We start from the raw sequence: 5,656 nt of genomic DNA on the forward strand, positions 1-5,656 counted from the left end.
CACCCTGAAAAAAGGCTGCATTCGAAATACATTCTTGAGAGGCAAACCCTTGATCTGCCTACTCAGCACATAGGGATGGTCAGCAAAATTTTGGCTTTGGCAGCACCATCAAAAAAGGCCGAAGAAACTACTTGACCCCACCGCCATTTACACATAGGAAAAACTATGAATCAGAACAACAAAGGAGCTCTACTCCTGTTTTTAAGCGACTACAAAGATGGAAATTCAACCATAACCTTTCATCTTAGACATTCAAAAAACAGCCAAGATCTTAGCTTCACAGGGGCTCAGACAAACGAAGCCCCGGTTTCCTATCTTCTTTACTCTGCTGTCTCAGACGGTCATACCATCGAACGCATCATCTGCGTCCTTTCTCGTAAGTGTTATGAAGAACCGCAGGAAAACACAGCCTGGCAAAGATTCCAGAATTTTGTAAAGGAGTACTGCGATAAAAAGAATATTCCGGTACCTGAATTTGTGCACGTCTGCTACGACTTTTGCATAACCGACGGCCAAGCCCAGGAACTGTTATCAGATTCCGATTCCAAAAGAGCTCTTAGAATTTACAACAAAGTATATGAAACGGCATATGAAAAAGATCTCCGGTATTTCTATATCGATTTCACCGGAGGCCTAAGAGATATTAATTATCTGTTTACCATGATTATCAGAAATCTGAAATGGATCGGAGCTGAATGCAGCAGAATTGTCTACGCCAGTAAACCTTCTGCGGAATTGGTACGTTTAGATAAAACCTACAATATCTCAAAAATCATTGATTCAGTAAGCATGTTCATCAATTCCGGGAACGCTGAAATAATGCACAACGTCTTTAACGAACTAATACCTGACGATGGCACTGAATCACGTAAAATAATGTACGACCTGATTGCAGCCATAAAAAAATTCACTGATACCATCAGTGTTTGCAACACCGAACTTATTGATGCGGTAATTGAAGAACTTTCAGAAGCTGTTAAAGCATCTGAAAAACTCTCAACGCAGAGTATCGAAAACAATATCTATCTCGAACTTTTCAGAAGCATGCTTCCCAATATTAAACAATCGATGTTACCGGCATCGGGCTGCAAAATGAGTGTACTGGAAATTGTAAAATGGTGTTTGGATAAAAGAATGATTCAGCAGGCCCTAACCATTTTTACTGAAAAAATGCCGGATTACTACATTGACCATCACGTATGCGACGGCTTTGTAGAAAAAATCGGCCCCCATGAGATAGATGGCTCCATGTTTTCATCATGGCAGGCAGAAACATTCTACAAAGCTTTATTTGATGAAACAGAATGTCCGAACATGGCAGAAAAATGTGTCGAATTAATTACTCTTATAAACACCCAATCAAATCAGAGCAAAGAATACAAGTATAGTGTTTTCACAAACTTACTGGAATCATATGATCATGCAGGAAACAATATTTTAACATCTGCTTTTAAGCGTCTTGCTAAGTTTATCCGAGACAGGTATAACATCAATCCTGCGGTGCAAAACAGTTTGCCCCTGTGCAAAAAACCTATTTCTGATAAAGAATGCTATGGATACTTTTCAAAGAATGACACAAACACCCCATCGCTTAAGCAGTTTATACACCATCTCATAAATAAAGACAAGGAACATGCAATAATGCATTACTTTATTTTTGACGACATCAATGAATTTCAGAAATACAGAAATGAAGTAAATAGTTTTAATGCAGCAATTATTGGCGACAGCAAGGTGCAAAATCTTGAAAAAAGAAAACTCAACATCGTTAAAAAGATAAAAAGCTGCATCAATGTCGAAAGAGGTATTCTTGAAGAAGAAGTAAAGGCTCGGCTTAGCAGACTGTACACCGATGAAACATTAAAAGAACGTCTCACCAAAACAGCTGATATCATGAGAGTCTACCATGCTATTAAATTTATACGCAATCACACAAATCATGCTCTGAACTCAAGTACTGACAGTTATGAAAAAATAGTTCAAGATTATTATCAAAAAGGCACTTTTATAGGAATTGATTTCAAAAGCTCTCTCCCGCCTATAGATATAACTGAAATGAATGCAGATAATGTGGTGGATCTTCTTAAATACGCTATCAGTATATCGGAGATGTCACAAAAATAGTATTCCGATAATCCTACTCCTTTGAAACGTAACCTGCTCTGTTTGCAGCCCAATCACAAACTGGGATTGCAACAGAGCAGGACATCGGGCAACATAACAAAACTCCTCACAAAGCAACAGGATGCTGCTTTCTCGTCTGCTCTCTGATCATTTCAGCTTCTCACAGGCCCTCCTCATTCCGAGGTCGCAGACCTTCTTATAAAGCTCCATTGCCCGGGCCTCATTCCGAACGCCGGAAGGCCCCTTCTCATAAAGTTCCCCCAGTACCGCGCAGATGGCATTGTCTCCCCCGGCGCAGGACTTTTCCATAAGAGGTATGCCCTTTTCATAATCAGGATTCTCCTTGCGAAAGGAATAAAGATAACCCGCGACGCCGCACACGGAGTTTTCTCCGAGAGCGCAGGCCTTTTCATAAAGGGAGAGCCCCCGGGAAAGATCCGGCGCCACCCCGGGGCCGCCGTCAATCGCAAGCTTGCCCCCTACCGCGCAGCTGGGAGCATCGCCGAGATCGCAGGCCTTCGCAAGGTAAAGAAGTCCCTTGGCAAAATCATTCTCCGTTGCGGGAGCCTTCATGAGATTTGGCGAGGAGTGCAGAAAGCCATACCAGCGGCACCCCTCGGCGTTTCCCAGATCGCAGGCCTTAAGGTAATCTCTCTTGGCAGAGTCAAAGTCCTGGGACTTCATGGCCTTGCCCCCGGAGAGCAGGAGATCCGGCACTCCGGGAGTTTCTTCTGAGAAAGCGGGAACAGCCGGGAGCAGCAGACACAGAATAAGAGAAAGAAGAAATTTTTCAGGAATCGCAAACATAACAATCTCCTTGTAACTGCTCCGGTTTGGGCTTGCTCCGGGAATCTGGGTTAAGAGGCCGGCTGCGGGTAGTTCCCGGGATTCTGTCCCAGGGATTTCCCGTCATGTTCTGCCGCAGGTCTCAGACGAAAAGAAACGCCCTGACGCGCTCATAAAGCTCACTCATAATTATCGTCACCCTGAGCCTTGCGGGCAACCGAAATGCCTCCAAAAATATTCCCGGAAAAATCATTGACTTTCAAAAAAGCATTTTTCTATAATCCCGGTGTCAGCCTAGCAGGCTGCAGCAGGCCTGCCGGAACATTTTCCGGCCTTTACCAGCATCAGACAGAATCAGACCATAAGGAGGTTACCCCATGTCCATGACTTCATCCTTCTCCCGGAATTTTTCAGCTATGAAGGCAGAGCAGAGTCTTTAAACCAGGACTTTTTAATCATCAGGGATCCCCTGCGATCACCTTTGATCATTGTTGTTTGATCATGATTGATCATGCTTAATCTTTCCCGATTATCCTGATCCAAGTCCTCTCCCCTTATCATCAGCTCTGTTTAATAACGGCATAAACCTGGCAGCGCCGCCCAAACGGCATAGTCTGTCCGTTAGCTTTATCTTCTTACCTGAAAAACCTTCCTTATTAACGCTGTTTTCAGTGTTTAACGCTGTTTTCAGTTGTTCACGCAAATTTCGCTGCTTTTTAGTGTTTTATTTTGCTTTTTATTGTTTTGCGCGTTTTCTCCGGCAGTGTGGTTGGTTAACGAGCTTCTGGCTTGAACCTTAAGCCCGCCCGCATCGCCTGCAATGCCCCGGACACTCCTCAGGGAATGCCCGGAAGGCGCTGCGGCGAGACCCGCCCTCCGGAAAACCCTGTAAGGAATTCAGCTTTATGGAAATTATCGCAGGCAAATATGCCTCTGCCACGGTCTACACCGTAAATAATCCGGCCTGGCAGCTTGATAACTATGCCCGGAGTCAGATCCGGGCTCTCTGCAATAATCCTATCTTTAAGGGGAGCAGGATCCGGGTAATGCCGGACGTTCATGCCGGAAAGGTCTCTCCCATCGGCTTCACCGCCACTCTGGGGGAACGTGTGATGCCCGTCCTGACCGGTGTTGACATCGGCTGCGGCATCTCCGTTACCCGCATCGTCAAGGGGAAGGCTGACTGGCTCCGGCTGGATCGGGTGATCCGAGAGAACGTGCCCTCTGGTTTTGCCGTCAGAACTAAGCCATCGGTGTATGCCGGAGACTGGAGTTCTGCCGATCTGATATGCGCCCGTCATATCCAGAAGGAACGCGCAGAGCTTTCTCTGGGAACTCTGGGCGGGGGCAACCACTTTATTGAGGTGGCCGCGGACGAGAGCGGCATGTACCTGGCAGTCCACAGCGGAAGCCGGCGCCTCGGGGAGGAGATCACCCGGCATTACCTGAATGCGGGACAGAAGGCTCTTGAGGCTCTGGGGATCACGGAACCCTTCGAGACCACCTGGATCACGGGGGAGCTCCGGGACTCCTGGCTCCATGACATCGCCTTGGCCCAGCGCTTCGCCGCGCTTAACCGCCGCATCATCATTCAGGAAATCCTCCGGGGCATGAAATGGAAGGCGGAGGAAATTGTGTCCTCCTGCCACAATTATGTCGACACCTCAGAAGCCGTAATGTCCGCCCTGGGAGCTCCCCTGCTCCGCAAAGGGGCTTCTTCCGCCCGGGCCGGGGAAACCGTGTTTATCCCCGTCAGCATGAAGGAAGGAATACTTATGGGCGCTGGCCTGGGAAATCCGGAATGGAACTATTCCGCGCCCCACGGTTCCGGAAGAATCTTACCCCGGAGCGAGGTTAAGCAGCACTGCACCGTAAGCGCCTTTAAGAAGGAGATGGCGGGCATTTACTCAAGCTGCATCAGCTCCGCCACGCTGGACGAAGCTCCGGCAGCCTACCGCAGTCTTAAGGACATCCGGGAGGCTGTTACCCAAGCTGTCCGCATTGAACAGGTATTAAGCCCGCTTTACAGCTTTAAAGCCGGGAATGACATGAAGGAGAAATCATAATGCTTATCCAAATAAGTTCCGGTCAGGGCCCTAAGGAATGCGAGCTTGCCTGCGGCCTTTTTCTGAAAGCTCTTCAGAAGGAGTATCCGGACGTCACCGTGATCTCCGCTGTCCCGGGCCAGGGGAAGGACTGCCTCTCCTCGGCGATGGTTAGTTCCCCGCAGGATCTCTCCCATCTCACGGGCAGCATTCAGTGGATCTGCCGGAGTCCCTTCCGTCCCCACCACGGCCGCAAAAACTGGTTCATCGATGTCCACGTCATTCCGGAAGAGGCTCCGGTAACCGCCGCAGGCGCCATCCGCTTTGAACGCTTCCACGCCGGCGGCAACGGCGGGCAGAACGTGAACAAGGTGGAAACCGGCGTCCGGCTGATTCATGTTCCCACCGGCATCACGGTTACCTCCACCGCGGAACGCACGCAGGAGCTGAACCGGCGGGATGCTATGAACAAGCTCACGAAGATTCTTAAGGAGAGAGCGGACAAGGCCCGGGCGGATCAGAAAAACAGCGCCTGGATCCGGCATTACCGGCTGGAACGCGGAAATCCCGTGCGGGTTTATGAAGGAATGGACTTTAACCGGAAAAAGTAAGCCTCCGGCAGAAAACCGGAAACGGGACACCTGGCATTACCGGGGCAACAATCCTGAGGATAAGCCCTGCGGTTCCCGGTCTGTTCCCAA

4 protein-coding genes are annotated in these 5,656 nt (G+C 48.6%); 3 read left to right on the forward strand and 1 reads right to left on the reverse strand.

Translation table 11 applies throughout. From position 1 onward, the window contains the following. Window positions 1-165: 165 nt before the first annotated feature. Window positions 166-2,124: a TM1812 family CRISPR-associated protein gene (locus tag ACJROR_RS11415; RefSeq protein WP_406547151.1), complete on the forward strand. Its 1,959-nt coding sequence runs from the start codon at window positions 166-168 to the stop codon at window positions 2,122-2,124. A 147-nt stretch (window positions 2,125-2,271) separates the two neighbouring features. On the opposite strand, the gene ACJROR_RS11420 is transcribed toward ACJROR_RS11415, so the two are convergent. Further along, window positions 2,272-2,931, reverse strand: a complete 660-nt coding sequence (locus ACJROR_RS11420; protein WP_406547152.1) for a tetratricopeptide repeat protein — start codon at window positions 2,929-2,931, stop codon at window positions 2,272-2,274. Between the two features lie 884 nt (window positions 2,932-3,815). Here ACJROR_RS11420 and ACJROR_RS11425 point away from each other — a divergent pair. Together ACJROR_RS11425 and prfH are read left to right on the forward strand one after the other, a co-directional pair. Beyond that, on the forward strand, window positions 3,816-4,976 hold the full coding sequence (locus tag ACJROR_RS11425) for an RtcB family protein (protein ID WP_406547153.1): 1,161 nt from the start codon (window positions 3,816-3,818) through the stop codon (window positions 4,974-4,976). Beyond that, complete coding sequence (gene prfH, locus ACJROR_RS11430) at window positions 4,976-5,566, forward strand: peptide chain release factor H (RefSeq protein ID WP_406547154.1); 591 nt, start codon at window positions 4,976-4,978, stop codon at window positions 5,564-5,566. Before ACJROR_RS11425 ends, prfH begins: the two co-directional genes overlap by 1 nt. The last annotated feature ends 90 nt before the right edge of the window (window positions 5,567-5,656 follow it).

Source organism: Succinimonas sp. (genome assembly GCF_045225735.1).
GTDB lineage: Bacteria > Pseudomonadota > Gammaproteobacteria > Enterobacterales > Succinivibrionaceae > Succinimonas.

Bases quoted from the DNA above. Each gene is read 5' to 3' on its own strand.
- ACJROR_RS11425 (WP_406547153.1), top strand. From the start codon at position 3,816: ATGGAAATTATCGCAGGCAAATATGCCTCTGCCACGGTCTACACCGTA.
- ACJROR_RS11420 (WP_406547152.1), bottom strand. From the start codon at position 2,931: ATGTTTGCGATTCCTGAAAAATTTCTTCTTTCTCTTATTCTGTGTCTG.
- prfH (WP_406547154.1), top strand. From the start codon at position 4,976: ATGCTTATCCAAATAAGTTCCGGTCAGGGCCCTAAGGAATGCGAGCTT.
- ACJROR_RS11415 (WP_406547151.1), top strand. From the start codon at position 166: ATGAATCAGAACAACAAAGGAGCTCTACTCCTGTTTTTAAGCGACTAC.